Origin of the sequence: Aneurinibacillus soli, from assembly GCF_002355375.1 — a bacterium.
Classification (GTDB): Bacteria; Bacillota; Bacilli; order Aneurinibacillales; family Aneurinibacillaceae; genus Aneurinibacillus; species Aneurinibacillus soli.
Genome location: NZ_AP017312.1, coordinates 2,328,496 through 2,342,370 on the forward strand (window position 1 = coordinate 2,328,496; position 13,875 = coordinate 2,342,370).

Genomic DNA, 13,875 nt, shown 5'->3' on the forward strand with positions numbered 1-13,875 from the left:
ATGAGACATGGGTGGTTCATATTTTGGAAGTTTTAGAGGGAGAATTTAAAATGAAAATAGAGTTCAACTTTCTTGAAGACCTCTTTGGGATTAAAAGGGATAAATTTATTCCTCTTAAGATAAAAGGGGATATGGAGTACGAATTACAAATACGAGTACAGGAAATCGAAAATGAAGGTTTTAAAATATTAAGAACAGAAAGGAATAAAAATGGGGAAATTGTTATTATCTATCGCCATTTCTTCTATGATGGAAACGATGAAGATATGATCACTATCGAGGCGATTGTTATAACAAAGAAAGGGATAATAATTCCTTACCCTGTTATGTATGTGAATCGAAGAGAGGCAGATAAAAGTTTGTATATTGCTGATATTAGAGTATTTGGCGAAAGTATTAACAAAGGCTATGGATCGCTAATGATGAAGGAGTTACTTCAGATCGCAAGAAGCCAAAAAGAAAAAGTGTTTTTTGTAACTGGTAATATGGATTACGGAGATGAGGAGCATTATAAGCGCTTAATTCATTTTTATGAAAAGTATGGTTTTACTTGCCGTGACGGAAAAATACTATGGATAAATGATGGAGTTAAATTGTCTGGAGAACAGGTTGATGCCATTTTTAGTCGAGTTGTCTTAGAGGATCCAGAGATATTTGAATACGAAAAGTAGTGGTGTTAAATGGGTGTTTTTTGGCTGAATATTGGTAGGCTGCTTGGATAGAGTGCTTGATGATAGTAGAAGAAGATGAGTAGTCCTTTTTGATTTTCAATAATATAATCTTTATTAGTTTGTAGATTGAAAAAGTGACGATTTTCTACAAGTTTCAAGGAAAATAGTTCTTCTTGTCGAAGTTTAGCAGTAGATTAAGAAACACTTTTGATAGGGGGAATTATAAGTTGAAGGTTTTTTTAAGTTGGTCAGGAGAATTAAGTAGAAGGGTGGCTTTAGTCTTTAGAGAATGGTTACCTTCTGTTATACAGGCTGTAGAACCTTATGTTTCCTCTGAAGATATTGATAAAGGAGCACGTTGGAGTAGTGATATTGCACAAGAACTAGAAGTTTCATCTTATGGTATTATATGTATTACAAAGGAGAATATCGAGGCTCCTTGGATTAACTTTGAAGCCGGAGCTTTAGCTAAAACATTTGATAAAGCGTATGTTTCTCCTTTTTTATTTGGGATTAAAAGGTTTGAAGTATCAGGTCCTCTCTTGCAATTTCAATCTACTCTATATGAGAAAGACGATGTGAAGAAATTAATAGATGGTATTAACAAAGCTTGTGATTTACAAGGGCTAGACAGTTTGAGATTAGATAAGGTATTTGAAATGTGGTGGCCAGCTTTAAAGGAAGAATTAGACAACCTACTTGTCAATAGTGATGATTATTTAATTTCGGATGAGAAAGAAAATTCTGGCGAAATAAACAGTATGCTTGAGGAGGTTTTGGAGCTTACACGAAATCAGCAAAAGTTACTTCGTTCTCCTCATGATATATTGCCACCGGAGTATTTAGCCAAAGTTATAGGGGAGTTAAGCCCTTCTACAGTTCACCCTGGTGCTATTGCTGATTTAAGAAGAGGCTTAACGATAGGTGAAGCTTTGATTAAAAAATATGAGGAAACACGAGAAATGGATATTAACGAATTTCAACATATGCTTCGTATGTTGAGAAGACCACTGGTTCATTTAACAAAACGAACAAAACATATCGAACAACGTATACAACTAGAGCTAGATATGTAATGTTAGATTTATATAAAATTATTAAAGAAAATTTAATGTCGCTCTTCGGAGTGCCCTTTTTTCTTTTGCAAACAAAAACCCTGCATCTCGCAGGATTAAATACTCTTCTTCATGCCGCACTGTCTGCATTCTCTAAGGAAAATCGTATCCTTCACAGAGCTTTTGAAATGGGCGTTACCACAATTATCACAGCGGCCACTAACCGCATCAGGGTGCTCTTTGTAGTCGTAAACAATGGTTGTGTCATAACCTTTGTATTCTTGGTTGATTTCAGTCAATGTCGATCACCTTCACGTTGGATTTAACTTTTATATCATATCAGATTAGATCGATATTAAGTAAGAATCAAACACAGCATATTTAGTCAAAAGCCTTGCTTATTCGAGCAGGGCTTTTTGTAATATTTTACAGATATTAATTACAAATATAGCAGGATATAATGTTTAACAAATAGTAAACAAATGACCGAGAGAGGAGGAAAAACTCCACTCTTTTTTGTGCCTATTCCCAAGTCCAGTCGTACAGTTGTTCCATCGTGCAGCCGACTATGTGTGCGATGGTTCGAGCTGTTTCTAACGACATGGTACGAGTGCCGTTCACGTACTGACTTATTTGTGAACGGCTTTTGTTCATGCGGTGTGCCAGATCCTGCTGAGTCATCTTGGCTTCACGCAATCGCTGACGTAATAGGCACTTTCCTGCACGGAAAGCCATTTGTTACTATTTACCCCCAGAAATGAGATACCATTATATTACTACAATTTTGCGCATATTGACACCAAGAGGCGGTAGCACGGTGACTTTTGAAGAACTGTACCGGATAGCAGAAGTATATTTCCTTATCAAGCAAAAAAGAAAGCGAGCAAGAAGTAGGTTTTTGAAGGTTACAGATTGGAAGGTTACGGATGAGGGATATATCTTTTATGCATTGTTTCAGGGGGGAAATAGGCAAATACATCTACATACAGTAACTATTCGATTTGATGGTTTGATTGTCGAATAGTATTTTTTTATGTCTAATTATGTCGCGCATGTGTAAAAACATATGTCAAATAGTATGAAGATTATGTAATTAATGGTAGTATTTTCGAGAATAAGTAGAACAAAGGGAGTGGTTAACATGTACTATAATTGAAAAACCTGCACCGCTATTGTATGGCGCAGGTCGCAGATTTAGTTATCAGAATCGTCTTCTTCTAAAACTAACAACTCACTTAACGGAACATTGAAAAAGTCACATAGCGTGATGATTGTTTTATAGTCGATGCGATCATTTTTATCATTATAAAATCTAGTAAGAGTAGGGTTGCTTATTCCGGTTAAGCGCGAAAGTTCATTAATACTTTTAATTTTTCGCATCCCCATAAGTATATGCAATCTGCTCTTTATTTTTCTAGCCACGGTATCACCATCCTTGATTTAAATATATAACAGATCAATACATAATGGAATAATAGTGTTAAAAATTTAACGTTAGTGTTAAATTTTATGAAGTTAGTATTGAAATTTTTAACTAAATAGTTATAATTGGATTTATACAGAAAGTTACCAAGATATTCAAATGGGGGTGTAAAAATGAACAAAGTGAAAAATAATCTTTCTGTATTGATGGGGAAACGTAAGATTCGTTCTATTAATCAGCTAAGTAAAGAAACGGGCCTTCGTCATGAAGCGCTAAATAGATTGTACGCGGAAGATCAAGAGTACAACCCAAGTGTAAAAACGCTGATTATTCTGTGTGATTTCTTCGAGTGTGACTTGCACGAATTGATAGAGTATACACCAGCGCAGTAGTAGCTACGCTTAGGAGATAAAGGAGGGGGATTGGGATTACTTTAGGGAAACATGCAGAGGTAGTGAAGCAACTAGAAATGAATGTAGATGATAATCCCTTGATTAAGATGACTGAATTATATGTAAAATGCGGTGCGGCACTGGCTGATGTACAGGAAGCCAGACAGTTGTTATCCGATTGCTCATTAAACCCTATCGTGCAGCGCTAACTTTGGCAGCACGAGTTGTCCAGCTACACCCTAGATTACTACATACTATTCCAACTGTTGCGTTTGTATGTGAAAAAAATCTACTTTTAATCTACTTTTGTAAATGGACAGGCTTTGGTTGATATGGATGCAAAAAGGGGTGAGAGTCTTGGAGACGGACAAGCATTTAATCTATATATTTGCGGGTGGAGATGATGCAAGCGCCTATCAGAAGTTGAAGTCTGATGTGGCAGCGAAGGTGTACAGTTGTAGCACGCAAGTAAAAGGTGAGGAACTGGACGATATTATACAGGATGCAGCGTTGAAACTGTATTTATCCATTGATAGATATGACAGTAAAAAAGCGGCAGTATCAACGTTTCGTGATCACATTATCACAAATGTTTTGATTGACCGGATACGCCGCTGGCGGGCACATAAAAGCCAGGTGTTGACATGGGATGAAGTAGATGAAACAGAAGATGGATGTGAGCAAGTAGATTTTGATATGGATTTTGAGCGATGGTTTCGCACGTTGCTTCCACATGAGAAAAAGATTGTACGTATGCGATTGGATGGCAAGAAAAACTGTGTAATTGCAGATGAACTGGGATGTTCGAACGCTTCTATTACGGCATATAGGAAAGTGATTCAGAAGAAGTGGAATAGCTTTTTCTATTATGGGGGAGATGAGAATCATGCAATATAACGAGCATTTGGGAGATGTAGAAACGTTTGTAGAGAAGAATCAAAAGTTGGTATGGAAATGTGTGCAGCAGTATAAGATGGTAGCTCGTACAAAGTGTATCGAGTTAGAAGAACTATTTCAGATCGGTATGATAGGAATGTTAAAAGCGTATGAGAAGTACGATCCAAGTAAATTTGAGAATGTGAACAACTTTACCACATATGGTGTTCCTATGATTCATGGAGAGATTTTACGTTTCTTACGTGATTTCTATCCTGTTAGGGTTCCTCGTGGAAAAATGGAACTGCTTAGGAAAATACGATGCGCCGGTATGATGAATTTATCTGCTCAGGAGATTGCGGAACATTTCGATGTTTCGGAGAAGGAGGTAGAACAAGCGCTAGAGATGCGCTATGTAGAGCAGGTTCAATCTATGGATGCAGAGATTATAGATTATGAAAATAAAGAGATTACGCTGCATGACAAAATTTCTGTATCGGCCGATTATACAGGTGTGTTCGTGTATGATTTTTTAAAATCGCTATCCGAGCGCGAGCAAACCATCATAGAAATGCGGACATGGGATGCTACACAGGTGGAAATCGCACAGGCGGTAGGGATAGGTCAGGTTCAAGTATCACGTATGCTGACCAGAATAAAAAATAAGTATCTCGCGTATTGTAACGGGGAAACGGTTAGTCCTGCGATTGAGCTGCAACGAAAAGTAACACGTGAGCGGTATGAGATAATGGCAGCCGAAGGGAGGAGTAACAAAGAAATCGCGCAGGAATTCGGATGCCATATTAAAACGCTGAAGCATCATCAAAGAAAGTGGAAGCAAGCGGAACAGGCGGTGGATCTGTATGAAGCCACTGTTTGATATAGACGGCAGGAAGTACCGAAAGGTGGGCTTTGTTAACAGATTAATACGTGGTCAAAGGTATAGTACGGTGTATGACTTGTTCATGGGAAGCGGAAGTATCTTGCTGAACATGGCGTGCAAGGCAGGTGTGTATGCTGGGGTAGATTCTGACCATTTATTAGCGGAATTATACCGTTATATGCTTGTTTGTTCGCCGTTCTTTACAACGGAGTTGGCACATGAACGAGCGGTGGAAATGCGTACAAGCCATTATGCTGAATATATAGCTAGTTCACTTAAGGATCGCAGGTTAGTTAAGATTTGTATGCGTGATCAGTCTGTAGCAGAAAAGTTCATATTGAGTGTGGTGTTATTGCTGCAGGGTAGGCAGAAGAAGCGATTAATTTTCATGGAGGAAGAGCTTTTACGAATTGTACAGTGGCTAAACGAGTTGGTGCGTAAGCTACAAAGTCGTAAATATGCATTCTTAGTAAGCGATTTGGAGGATTTTGCAGGTTGCGTAGCGGAAACAGAAAATGATTTGTTAATACTCGATCCACCGTGTATTCTGACTGGTGATTCAGAAAGTTATACCAGCACGCATGAGTTTATTCTGTACGATATGCTGGCGGCAACGAAGAACGATTTCATTTTGTTCGGCCATCTGGAGAGAGATGGCGTTGCGAATGATAAACTACGATATTTCGTAAGGTATTTCGGGCTGAAAAGCATACATGTACCTGTTGAGGGACCGAGTGATGGTAGATCGGTAGAGGTCATGGTAACGAATATTTGATAAGGAATTTTTCATTGTGGCTGAAAAAACGTGGAGATGGTTCGTATAGAGTATGTAGAAAGGAGATGTATGCTAAGTGAAAATAGTTAAACTTTTGTTCGGAGAAAACGGATATGAGCGCATTTATAACGTGCTGGAGCGCACGGCGCGTGATGGAGATATGGTGTTGGTCAATGGGAAGGACTTGCATAAGGTTACAGCGATGGATAGCAGCGGCAATATTTTGACAGAAGGATGCGCGGCGTTTGTGCCGGAGGATTACCAGGTTGTGGAGTTTAGTGGTCGGGGAGAATTGGATGATGTGAGGTACAGGGAGGAGCAATGGCAGGAGAACACACACGATTTAATCTTAGTAGTTAACCCGGAAGAACATGTTAGACTTGTGCCGGACTTAACCCGTCAGGAGGTCATCGAGAAGGCGAAGCAGGATATTGAGGAGTTGAAAAAAACAAGCCTAGTCCAGGGTTATTCATATTATCTGCACGATGGGAAAAGATGTGATGCAAAGTTTAGTAGAGAAAATAACAAAGTTGTGTGCGAGATGTTAGGCATAAATACGTATGCTAAATATGCTCAAGGAGAAGCAACGTTCGGTCCAACTGACTGCTTCAACTGGCATATCGGTTGCGCCATCGCATTACGCCAAGCATCGGGACTGAGTGTACCACGCTACTATACACATGCGCCACAACCCACAGAGGTACAGGTCGGTGATATTGTGACTCACAAGATCGACAACCGGGTATTTGAAGTAGAAAAAGTAGACGGGGAAAAGTGCTCTATCGTACATCATATCCCGTCCGTATATCGTATTTAATTGTGCTGGATGATTCTCGTCTGGTGCAAGTAAAACAGCATGATGAATCTCCAGCAGATGTAGAAGAATGGATTTCAACCAATGAAATGCTTCAACGAATCCAAGATGGTGAAGTATACATTTGCTCGAAACATGAGGAACGGAAGGAAACGGGCCGGAGTACAAAGGTTATGAAGAAAGGCTGCAAGATATTCTGGCAGGAATCGAATGTTCAATTTGTAAACGGCGGATCACTTGTGCGTCCACTCAAATGGAAGAAGATAAGCGAAGAAGTTCCGACTGATATGGACTGGATTTCTACACAAGAGATGTTTGCACAAAGTCAGGTAGGAGAGCGATATGAAGTCCAGTTTCCAGACACTCATCCAGCGCGAGACTGTTACAACGGTTGGGCAGAGCGATTGGAGAGTGATCAAATTGTATGGCAAGGTACGTCATCGTTGACACATCCGGTAAATCCGATAACGTGCAAGTGGAGAAAAGTGAAGGAGAGTGGAATAGAACTCACTACATCACAGTTGCTTGAGCAGTTACAAGAGGGGCAACGGGCACAAATGGTGAATGGACAGCCTCACTGGAATGTTTGTGATGTCTGGAAAGAAGAAAATGCTATCTGGTATTTAGATGGTGATGGAGAACGCGCGTTACTTCCGATGTCTGACGGGGTGATGGCTGCTAAGTGGAAGTTGATCGAGGTAAAGCAACCGGAGATCACAGAGCGCCAGCAGGCTATCAGTTTAGCTAAACAACTACTTGAAAATGAGTTAACCAATGCGAATCAGCGTTATTTTGCGATAAATGGTAGTTTATGCGATGCCGAGTTCATTGTGAATCGTGACAAGCGTACTATCGCCTGCCTGATGCGTGGTATCAACACGAAGAAGGTTCATGCGCGAGGAATCGCCAAGTGTATGCCGTCTGATTGCTTCAACGTGCATATCGGCAAAGCGATAGCGTTGTGTCGTGCTATTGGTAATGATGTACCTGATTACTTACTGAGTGCGCCCAATCCAACAGAACCGCAGGTAGGAGATGTGATAGAGTTTCACACGAGAAAAGGCATGCCATTCAAAAAAGACAAAGTTATAGAAGTTACGGTCACATCAAGCGGGGTATTCTGTGAGGCTAGTAAAGGTACGATAAAGTTTATCCCTGGATATGGAGACCGTGTTGTAGATGATAGCCGTGAGTAAGGAGAGAAATATATCGGGTGAGTCTGAGCTACGTTACTGCACGCCAGCGGAGTCTTTGAAGCAGGCATTGAAAGAAATGAAACTTATGCGAGAAGGTAAGCTACCGAAAAAGCCATGGGATGAGTTTTATAAGGAAATTAAAGAGTGGAAGGAGGAAGAGGGGCTATAAACCAAAATTTGCAGGGTGATTGGATTGTTTTGGACAAAGAAAAGCTACGGGCGAAAATAATCAAACTCCCGGTCAAAAACGGAGCGATCATGTTAGATCACAATAACCCGGATCATCGTGATTTGTTTGAAGATGACGAAGAAGGAGATGACAGAATGGTAGATGTGATTAAAAAGCGTGTTGTGTACGTAGATATGGCCGGGCTGGAACCACAGCAAGTAGAGGAAGAAGTGACGTTACTCCAGTTTCAGGGGCTATTGGTAAAGGAGTCGCAGGGGCTTGTGAAGATTGTGGAAGTGCCGGATTTTAGTGGATAATTATATGAGGAGCCTGCCTTCTAACAGTTCAGGCTCCTTGTTCTTTATTTAAAAAGCTTGTTGAAGTCCACTTCAAGCCCCGCCTGTGAGAGTTCACGAGCTAGTTCTATTTCCCAGCTTCCCGCCATGGTTGTATATACGACTCCCTGAATATCAGACAGTATTTCAAGGTCTCCCTTTATTAAAGCGCAAACTTTGTTACGACCTAAGCGGCCCATAAAAAAGCCTAATTCAAAGATAACATTTTGCCTTGCACGACTTTTAGCTTCTTCAGGCTGTTCTTTTTTATAACCTATATCGTCAGGGGTTAAAAGCACTATTGCAAATGAGACATCTGAGTTAGCTTCAAACTTCTCAATAATAGTTCTCCCCTGATTAGCTTGTTCATGTAGGATAACAGGTTCAAAGTCTAATTTCTCTAGAAACCTAGTTACAGTCAGCTTTGTTTCGTTATCTTGTCCATGAACAATGAAGATTTTACGGTTACTGGTTACTGGATTTTGAGGAATGTCACTTTCGTAATCGACCTGGATAGCTTCAGTATAAAGTTCTAGTCTATGTAAAATAGATTCTAATCTTTCAACTTTTTCGTTAGCATCTTTCCTGAAATCTTTTACTTCATCCTGAAAAGTATAATCACCCATTATCATAAAAGGACCAACGTAGTTATATTCTTCTGCTATGGAATCGTCACTAAAAAGAGTGAGTAATAAATCATAATTATAATTGCTCCATTTTGTCTTTTCACTTTCTGCTTTTCGGAGGTCTTCTTGACCATATATAGAGAAATCTCCTAGTTGCTTACCTTTTTCAATTTGTTTAAGAATTTTATTAGCGGCCTCTTCTCTAGAAACATTGAGCGAGGGGAGTTTCCTGCTTTTCTTGGTCATTGAACTTCCTCCCTATTTAATATTTTAAATCTATCATAAATCGCTTTCCTTCATATGTAAATTCAGATTGTATTTATATTTTAAATAATTTCACTAAAAAAATCGCTTCGACACTCGTATAGAGTAGTTGAAGCGATTTTTTTGTGAGGTGATAAGGTGACGGTTAGAAAAAACGTGCTTAAGCTAGTCGAGAACAGCCCACATGTCAGCAAGAATACAGCGCTGTTGGTCATGTGGTACTGGCGGTTGTTCGATGGCTGGGAAGCGAAAGATGATGTTGTGTTTACATCACCAGAGGAGATTTGCAGGGAGTTTCGACAGCTAGAATCGGACGGTATTATTGATGCAGTAACAGGAGAGATTACGCCACTAGAGATCGGACAGGTTGTAAGGTTGGATACGTGGCGAGAAGAGTACGCCAAATACAAAGGCCAGAAAGCAGAAGTATGCGATGTGTTTGAAACGGAGCCACGATATCTTGTGAAAGTGGAGTCTTGTTCTCGGTTCTTTGTCTACTCAGGGGAGATTGAACGATGAAACAATCTGAACGCTTGGTTTTGTTAGAGGAGAATAAACAGGAGATTGAGCGCTTAAACACTGAGTTACAGCGGAGAAAAGGGATTGTGAGTGACTTGCTGGACGGATGCAATCATACAGACGGCAATGGGGATAGGCTTACAGATGAAACATTTACACAAGAAGAAGCGATTTCTATGCGAGTAAAATCATGCAAAATATGTGGTGCGTTACTTGAGCTCAGCACCAGCATTTTTACAAGTATGTTCGAGAGGGTGTAGAAATATGAAGTTCATCGAGAATCGGAGAACAATCGTGCCGAAACGTGATATGTCAGTAAATAAACCGGCAGAGGTCAAAACATATATCTTGCCGCCGGAGGAGTTGAAAAAATACAGATCAATGCCGCAGCCAGAACAGGAACGAACGTATCACACATGGGAAAGAAGCTCGAAATGGCAGGGGTGATAGGATGAGCCGCCAAGAAATTGAAAATCATCTAGCAACCTGGGATGTACGAAAGGAAGTAGTCGAGCGTATCAAACGTTCCGGACTTCCGATTCCACTGAAGCCAACAGAGCCGGAAGCGATGAGTACAGAATGGAACGAGATGAACCAGCAGCATGGCGGGCTTAGCAATATTCCATTTGATGAGTTGGGCAATTTTCTCGGCAAGTGGGATGCGCTGACAGCTTATGCTCGGTATGTGGAAGCAGTGGCTGATTTGGAGCAGACGGCAATCAAAGAACGGAAAGACCACGTAAAAAGTCAATTGTATGTGCTAAGTGAGGGAACACGCGAGATACGGTATGCATCATGCCAGAGTGATCCGTTGTATGTAGGATTACAGCATAAGTTTGAGATTGCAGAAGCGACATATACGGCAATGCGGGCGCTACGTGAAGGATATGAGGGTAAAGTCAATGTTATTAGTCGGGAGATTACCAGGAGAGGAAATGAATTGCAAGGGACGCGGCTATCAAGTAACCGGGGAGGAGGAGCTTGATGAAGGTGTATCTAGGGCGGGAGCGCTGCGACGATTGCTTACGTGTGAAAAAAGTTTTGACGTTTGAACGCGGTAATAGCCAGATACATCTTTGTAAGGTGTGCGTAACAAGCTGGTCAAAGCGATTTCATAATAATTTTCGAGAAGAAAAGTAGATGTTTGACTGAAATTTTGTTTACCTACTCCGTATAGAGTATGTGAAAGGAGATGAAATGCATGAAACGTAAGACAATTAAGGCTGTGCTTGCTAAGAAACACGCTGAGTTTGTAGAAAGTATCAAAGATGAGGAAGTTCAGCGTCTGGTCCAGAAAAACGCTATCATCACAGGTGGCTGCATTACATCTATGCTGCTGAATGAGAAAGTCAACGACTTTGACTATTACTTTACTAACAAGGAGACAGTGCTGGCAGTCGCACGGTACTACGTGGACGAGTTCAACAAGAGAAACGACTACAATGCACGCGTGGAAGAGATGGAGAGTGGTCGAGTACGGGTAGTTGTTCAAAGTCAGGGGATTGCAGCGGAAGAAGGATTCGAGGATACGGAATCAGAAGATGAACCGGCTACGTTGTTTGAAGATGATGAATCTACGGTGGGAGAGCTTAAGGAGAAGGATGGTGACAAGTACCGTCCAGTGTTCTTATCGTCAAATGCGATTACGCTGACAGGCAAAATCCAGTTGGTGTTGCGATTCTATGGGGAGCCGGATGAAATCCACGAGAATTACGACTACGCCCATACAAAATGCTACTGGCGGGCGGAGAACGGACATCTTGATTTACCTGCATCAGCGTTAGAAGCGATTCTTGCAAAAGAGTTGATATACACAGGCTCTAAGTATCCACTGGCTTCTATCATTAGGTCGAAGAAATTTGTGCAGCGGGGATGGAGAATCAATGCTGGACAGTTTGTAAAAATGGCGCTTCATCTAAATGAAATGGACTTGAAAGACCCGAATGTATTGGAAGAACAGCTTACGGGTGTTGATTTTGCTTACTTTCAAGCAGTGATTAACAGTATCAAAAAGCGCATGGAAGAAGATGAGCATTTTAAGTTGGACAATGCTTATCTGTTTGAAGTAATTAACCGCATTTTTGACTAGGAGTAGATCGTGATGGGTATGGAACCACGCATGACAATCCAGCAGAACGCGAAACAAAATAAAAATTGATGGGGGTAAATAACATGGAAATCTTAAAAGTTTCAGCAAAGTCGAATCCGAATTCTGTAGCAGGGGCATTGGCAGGTGTTCTTCGTGAACGTGGTTCTGCTGAGATGCAAGCAATCGGGGCAGGGGCATTGAACCAGGCAGTTAAAGCTGTCGCCATCGCACGTGGATTTGTAGCACCAAGTGGAGTAGATCTAATCTGCATCCCAGCTTTCGCGGATATTATGATTGATGGGGAAGAACGGACGGCGATTAAGCTGATTGTTGAGCCACGGTAATTGATGTTAGGGCTGAACCTGTAAGTAGTTTTTTCAAGTTCAGCTCCCTTTTTAGATATTCTTAACAGGAGATGTAGCCATGACAAACGAGGAGATGATTGCAAGGGCTAGAGCAGGAGATGAGTCAATATTTGAGGAATTTTTCACTAAAAACGAGCCTTTCACTTATCACATTGCGCGAAAGTTTTCGAATACAGGGTTGGATGTTGAGGATTTAGCGTCAATAGCAAAGGTAGGAATGCTGAAGGCGTACCATTCATTTGATCTGGATAAAGCCATTAAGTTCGCTACTTATGCGGCACGGTGTATGTCGAATGAGATTCTGATGTTTCTACGGAAGAATAATAAGCATATAGGATTGGTGAGTCTGGATGCAGCGCTGAACATTGATTTTGATGGCAATGAATTGACACTGGCTGATGTACTGGAAGATACGTCTGCGCTAACACCGGATTCCAGGGTTATGAGTGAAGCGTTAATGAAGGTGACGGAAGGGTTTCTTCAGACGTTGTCGGAGAGGGATCGAGGAATCTTCTTGTCATGCGTAGTTGAGGAGAAGAAACAGGATCATATCGCAAGTGAATTTGATATTTCGCAATCGTATATTTCGAGATTAGTTAAACGCTTGATTAAAAAGTTTCAAAAATATGCACGTAGAGTAGGTTTTATTGACGGTCAGGAGAATATGACAGCGAAGCAAATTGAATTAGGAGATGAAGCACAGGAGGAGACTAACGTGAAAGCGTGGCAATGTGCGGAGTGCGGTTCTGACAATAAACCGGCTGGCGCGGGATCAAATACAACACTTTGCAGGTCATGTCGAAGCGAAAAAATGCGGCAAGGTAAAAAAGAATATGAAATCTCCTGTGTCGAATGTGGTGAAATATTTATAGCAAGGTCGAAGATAGCAAAGTATTGTACGCAGTGCAAGGAGAACAAGCAAAGTGGAAAAGTAGATGACACGCAAGCAAAACAAGTTCCAGTATACGTTCATTCAGATGTAGAAGGAGATGGTAAAGTGGAATATGTACAAGTACCAGCAAATGAAACAGAAAGTGTGATCTATCCTCTGAGCAAGGTTGCGGAGCAGTTGAGAGTGTCTACAAGCGCATTACGTAAATGGTGCATGGGTTTGGAAAAGCAAGGATATGTATTCAAGGATAATTCTGGAGCTGGGCGTTTTATGAATAGCCAGGATATTTTCATGCTGCGGCAGATACAGAAGAAGATGGGAAAAGGTACATCTATTGAAGAAGTGGTAACGGATGTGCTAGCTCGTTACGGTAAAAGAAAAGAGGACGGAGAGACGGCATTTCATCGCTTAATGCGTGGAGATACTCTATACTTGTCAGCGCAAGATGCACGTAAGATATGCGAAGCGCTGGATGTGCTGGGTGTTTGCTATGATCAGGAGAATGTGACAGCACTAAAAATGCTAGGTTAA

22 protein-coding genes are annotated in these 13,875 nt (G+C 41.0%); 18 read left to right on the forward strand and 4 right to left on the reverse strand.

Annotated features, from left to right (window positions below; all coding sequences use genetic code 11):
• Positions 1 to 23: 23 nt before the first annotated feature.
• Both CB4_RS11770 and CB4_RS11775 read left to right on the forward strand, forming a co-directional pair.
• Positions 24 to 671, forward strand: a complete 648-nt coding sequence (locus CB4_RS11770; RefSeq protein WP_146226545.1) for a GNAT family N-acetyltransferase — start codon at positions 24 to 26, stop codon at positions 669 to 671.
• A gap of 227 nt (positions 672 to 898) precedes the next feature.
• Complete coding sequence (locus tag CB4_RS11775) at positions 899 to 1,747, forward strand: toll/interleukin-1 receptor domain-containing protein (protein ID WP_157737949.1); 849 nt, start codon at positions 899 to 901, stop codon at positions 1,745 to 1,747.
• A 95-nt stretch (positions 1,748 to 1,842) separates the two neighbouring features.
• Here the strand turns inward: CB4_RS11775 and CB4_RS11780 are convergent, their stop codons facing one another.
• The 3 genes from CB4_RS11780 to CB4_RS11795 form a co-directional block, all read right to left on the reverse strand.
• Positions 1,843 to 2,016: a DUF8096 family protein gene (locus CB4_RS11780; RefSeq protein ID WP_096467724.1), complete on the reverse strand. Its 174-nt coding sequence runs from the start codon at positions 2,014 to 2,016 to the stop codon at positions 1,843 to 1,845.
• A 232-nt stretch (positions 2,017 to 2,248) separates the two neighbouring features.
• Positions 2,249 to 2,407 carry a helix-turn-helix transcriptional regulator gene (locus CB4_RS11785; protein WP_157737950.1) on the reverse strand — a complete coding sequence of 53 codons (159 nt, stop codon included), beginning with the start codon at positions 2,405 to 2,407 and terminating at the stop codon, positions 2,249 to 2,251.
• Positions 2,408 to 2,920: 513 nt separating this feature from the next.
• The gene (locus CB4_RS11795; protein WP_197703118.1) at positions 2,921 to 3,148 is read right to left on the reverse strand and encodes a helix-turn-helix domain-containing protein; all 228 of its coding nucleotides are present in this window, start codon (positions 3,146 to 3,148) and stop codon (positions 2,921 to 2,923) included.
• Positions 3,149 to 3,322: 174 nt separating this feature from the next.
• Here CB4_RS11795 and CB4_RS11800 point away from each other — a divergent pair, with 174 nt between their 5' ends.
• The 9 genes from CB4_RS11800 (at position 3,323) to CB4_RS11835 (ending at position 8,571) form a co-directional block, all read left to right on the forward strand.
• On the forward strand, positions 3,323 to 3,541 hold the full coding sequence (locus CB4_RS11800) for a helix-turn-helix domain-containing protein (protein WP_096465992.1): 219 nt from the start codon (positions 3,323 to 3,325) through the stop codon (positions 3,539 to 3,541).
• A 62-nt stretch (positions 3,542 to 3,603) separates the two neighbouring features.
• The gene (locus tag CB4_RS21015) at positions 3,604 to 3,750 is read left to right on the forward strand and encodes a hypothetical protein (RefSeq protein WP_157737951.1); all 147 of its coding nucleotides are present in this window, start codon (positions 3,604 to 3,606) and stop codon (positions 3,748 to 3,750) included.
• A gap of 148 nt (positions 3,751 to 3,898) precedes the next feature.
• On the forward strand, positions 3,899 to 4,438 hold the full coding sequence (locus tag CB4_RS11805) for an RNA polymerase sigma factor (protein ID WP_157737952.1): 540 nt from the start codon (positions 3,899 to 3,901) through the stop codon (positions 4,436 to 4,438).
• On the forward strand, positions 4,428 to 5,297 hold the full coding sequence (locus CB4_RS11810; protein ID WP_157737953.1) for a sigma-70 family RNA polymerase sigma factor: 870 nt from the start codon (positions 4,428 to 4,430) through the stop codon (positions 5,295 to 5,297). Before CB4_RS11805 ends, CB4_RS11810 begins: the two co-directional genes overlap by 11 nt.
• The gene (locus CB4_RS11815; protein ID WP_096465995.1) at positions 5,281 to 6,075 is read left to right on the forward strand and encodes a hypothetical protein; all 795 of its coding nucleotides are present in this window, start codon (positions 5,281 to 5,283) and stop codon (positions 6,073 to 6,075) included. Before CB4_RS11810 ends, CB4_RS11815 begins: the two co-directional genes overlap by 17 nt.
• A 76-nt stretch (positions 6,076 to 6,151) precedes the next feature.
• Positions 6,152 to 6,892, forward strand: coding sequence for a hypothetical protein (locus CB4_RS11820; protein ID WP_096465996.1), 741 nt, complete (start codon positions 6,152 to 6,154; stop codon positions 6,890 to 6,892).
• A 2-nt stretch (positions 6,893 to 6,894) separates the two neighbouring features.
• Entirely contained in the window at positions 6,895 to 8,085 is a 1,191-nt protein-coding gene (locus CB4_RS11825; protein ID WP_231955981.1) for a hypothetical protein, read from the forward strand.
• Positions 8,078 to 8,254 (forward strand): hypothetical protein, encoded by a 177-nt coding sequence (locus CB4_RS11830; RefSeq protein ID WP_157737954.1) that lies wholly within the window; start codon positions 8,078 to 8,080, stop codon positions 8,252 to 8,254. Before CB4_RS11825 ends, CB4_RS11830 begins: the two co-directional genes overlap by 8 nt.
• Positions 8,230 to 8,571: a hypothetical protein gene (locus CB4_RS11835; RefSeq protein ID WP_146226547.1), complete on the forward strand. Its 342-nt coding sequence runs from the start codon at positions 8,230 to 8,232 to the stop codon at positions 8,569 to 8,571. The genes CB4_RS11830 and CB4_RS11835 overlap by 25 nt, the downstream gene beginning before the upstream one ends.
• Positions 8,572 to 8,615: 44 nt before the next feature.
• Here the strand turns inward: CB4_RS11835 and CB4_RS11840 are convergent, their stop codons facing one another.
• Entirely contained in the window at positions 8,616 to 9,461 is an 846-nt protein-coding gene (locus tag CB4_RS11840; protein ID WP_197703119.1) for a TIR domain-containing protein, read from the reverse strand.
• A 156-nt stretch (positions 9,462 to 9,617) separates the two neighbouring features.
• On the opposite strand from CB4_RS11840, the gene CB4_RS11845 reads away from it, so the two are divergent.
• From CB4_RS11845 to CB4_RS11875, 7 genes are all read left to right on the forward strand, one after another.
• Positions 9,618 to 9,998, forward strand: coding sequence for a hypothetical protein (locus tag CB4_RS11845; protein ID WP_096466000.1), 381 nt, complete (start codon positions 9,618 to 9,620; stop codon positions 9,996 to 9,998).
• Positions 9,995 to 10,258, forward strand: coding sequence for a hypothetical protein (locus tag CB4_RS11850; RefSeq protein ID WP_096466001.1), 264 nt, complete (start codon positions 9,995 to 9,997; stop codon positions 10,256 to 10,258). The genes CB4_RS11845 and CB4_RS11850 overlap by 4 nt, the downstream gene beginning before the upstream one ends.
• Before the next feature lie 4 nt (positions 10,259 to 10,262).
• Positions 10,263 to 10,445: a hypothetical protein gene (locus tag CB4_RS11855; protein WP_096466002.1), complete on the forward strand. Its 183-nt coding sequence runs from the start codon at positions 10,263 to 10,265 to the stop codon at positions 10,443 to 10,445.
• Positions 10,446 to 10,449: 4 nt separating this feature from the next.
• Positions 10,450 to 10,983: a hypothetical protein gene (locus CB4_RS11860; RefSeq protein ID WP_096466003.1), complete on the forward strand. Its 534-nt coding sequence runs from the start codon at positions 10,450 to 10,452 to the stop codon at positions 10,981 to 10,983.
• Positions 10,984 to 11,199: 216 nt separating this feature from the next.
• Positions 11,200 to 12,087 carry a Gabija anti-defense Gad2 family protein gene (locus CB4_RS11865; RefSeq protein WP_096466004.1) on the forward strand — a complete coding sequence of 296 codons (888 nt, stop codon included), beginning with the start codon at positions 11,200 to 11,202 and terminating at the stop codon, positions 12,085 to 12,087.
• Positions 12,088 to 12,170: 83 nt separating this feature from the next.
• A complete protein-coding gene (spoVS, locus tag CB4_RS11870) occupies positions 12,171 to 12,431 on the forward strand; it encodes a stage V sporulation protein SpoVS (RefSeq protein WP_096466005.1) in 261 nt (86 codons plus the stop codon).
• 79 nt (positions 12,432 to 12,510) lie between these two features.
• Positions 12,511 to 13,875, forward strand: a complete 1,365-nt coding sequence (locus tag CB4_RS11875) for a sigma-70 family RNA polymerase sigma factor (protein WP_096466006.1) — start codon at positions 12,511 to 12,513, stop codon at positions 13,873 to 13,875.

Excerpts from the sequence above, each read along its gene's own strand:
- CB4_RS11785 (WP_157737950.1), bottom strand. The coding sequence starts at position 2,407 with ATGACTCAGCAGGATCTGGCACACCGCATGAACAAAAGCCGTTCACAA.
- CB4_RS11810 (WP_157737953.1), top strand. The coding sequence starts at position 4,428 with ATGCAATATAACGAGCATTTGGGAGATGTAGAAACGTTTGTAGAGAAG.
- CB4_RS11860 (WP_096466003.1), top strand. The coding sequence starts at position 10,450 with ATGAGCCGCCAAGAAATTGAAAATCATCTAGCAACCTGGGATGTACGA.
- CB4_RS11840 (WP_197703119.1), bottom strand. The coding sequence starts at position 9,461 with ATGACCAAGAAAAGCAGGAAACTCCCCTCGCTCAATGTTTCTAGAGAA.
- CB4_RS11865 (WP_096466004.1), top strand. The coding sequence starts at position 11,200 with ATGAAACGTAAGACAATTAAGGCTGTGCTTGCTAAGAAACACGCTGAG.
- CB4_RS11850 (WP_096466001.1), top strand. The coding sequence starts at position 9,995 with ATGAAACAATCTGAACGCTTGGTTTTGTTAGAGGAGAATAAACAGGAG.
- CB4_RS11875 (WP_096466006.1), top strand. The coding sequence starts at position 12,511 with ATGACAAACGAGGAGATGATTGCAAGGGCTAGAGCAGGAGATGAGTCA.
- CB4_RS11800 (WP_096465992.1), top strand. The coding sequence starts at position 3,323 with ATGAACAAAGTGAAAAATAATCTTTCTGTATTGATGGGGAAACGTAAG.
- spoVS (WP_096466005.1), top strand. The coding sequence starts at position 12,171 with ATGGAAATCTTAAAAGTTTCAGCAAAGTCGAATCCGAATTCTGTAGCA.
- CB4_RS11815 (WP_096465995.1), top strand. The coding sequence starts at position 5,281 with ATGAAGCCACTGTTTGATATAGACGGCAGGAAGTACCGAAAGGTGGGC.
- CB4_RS11855 (WP_096466002.1), top strand. The coding sequence starts at position 10,263 with ATGAAGTTCATCGAGAATCGGAGAACAATCGTGCCGAAACGTGATATG.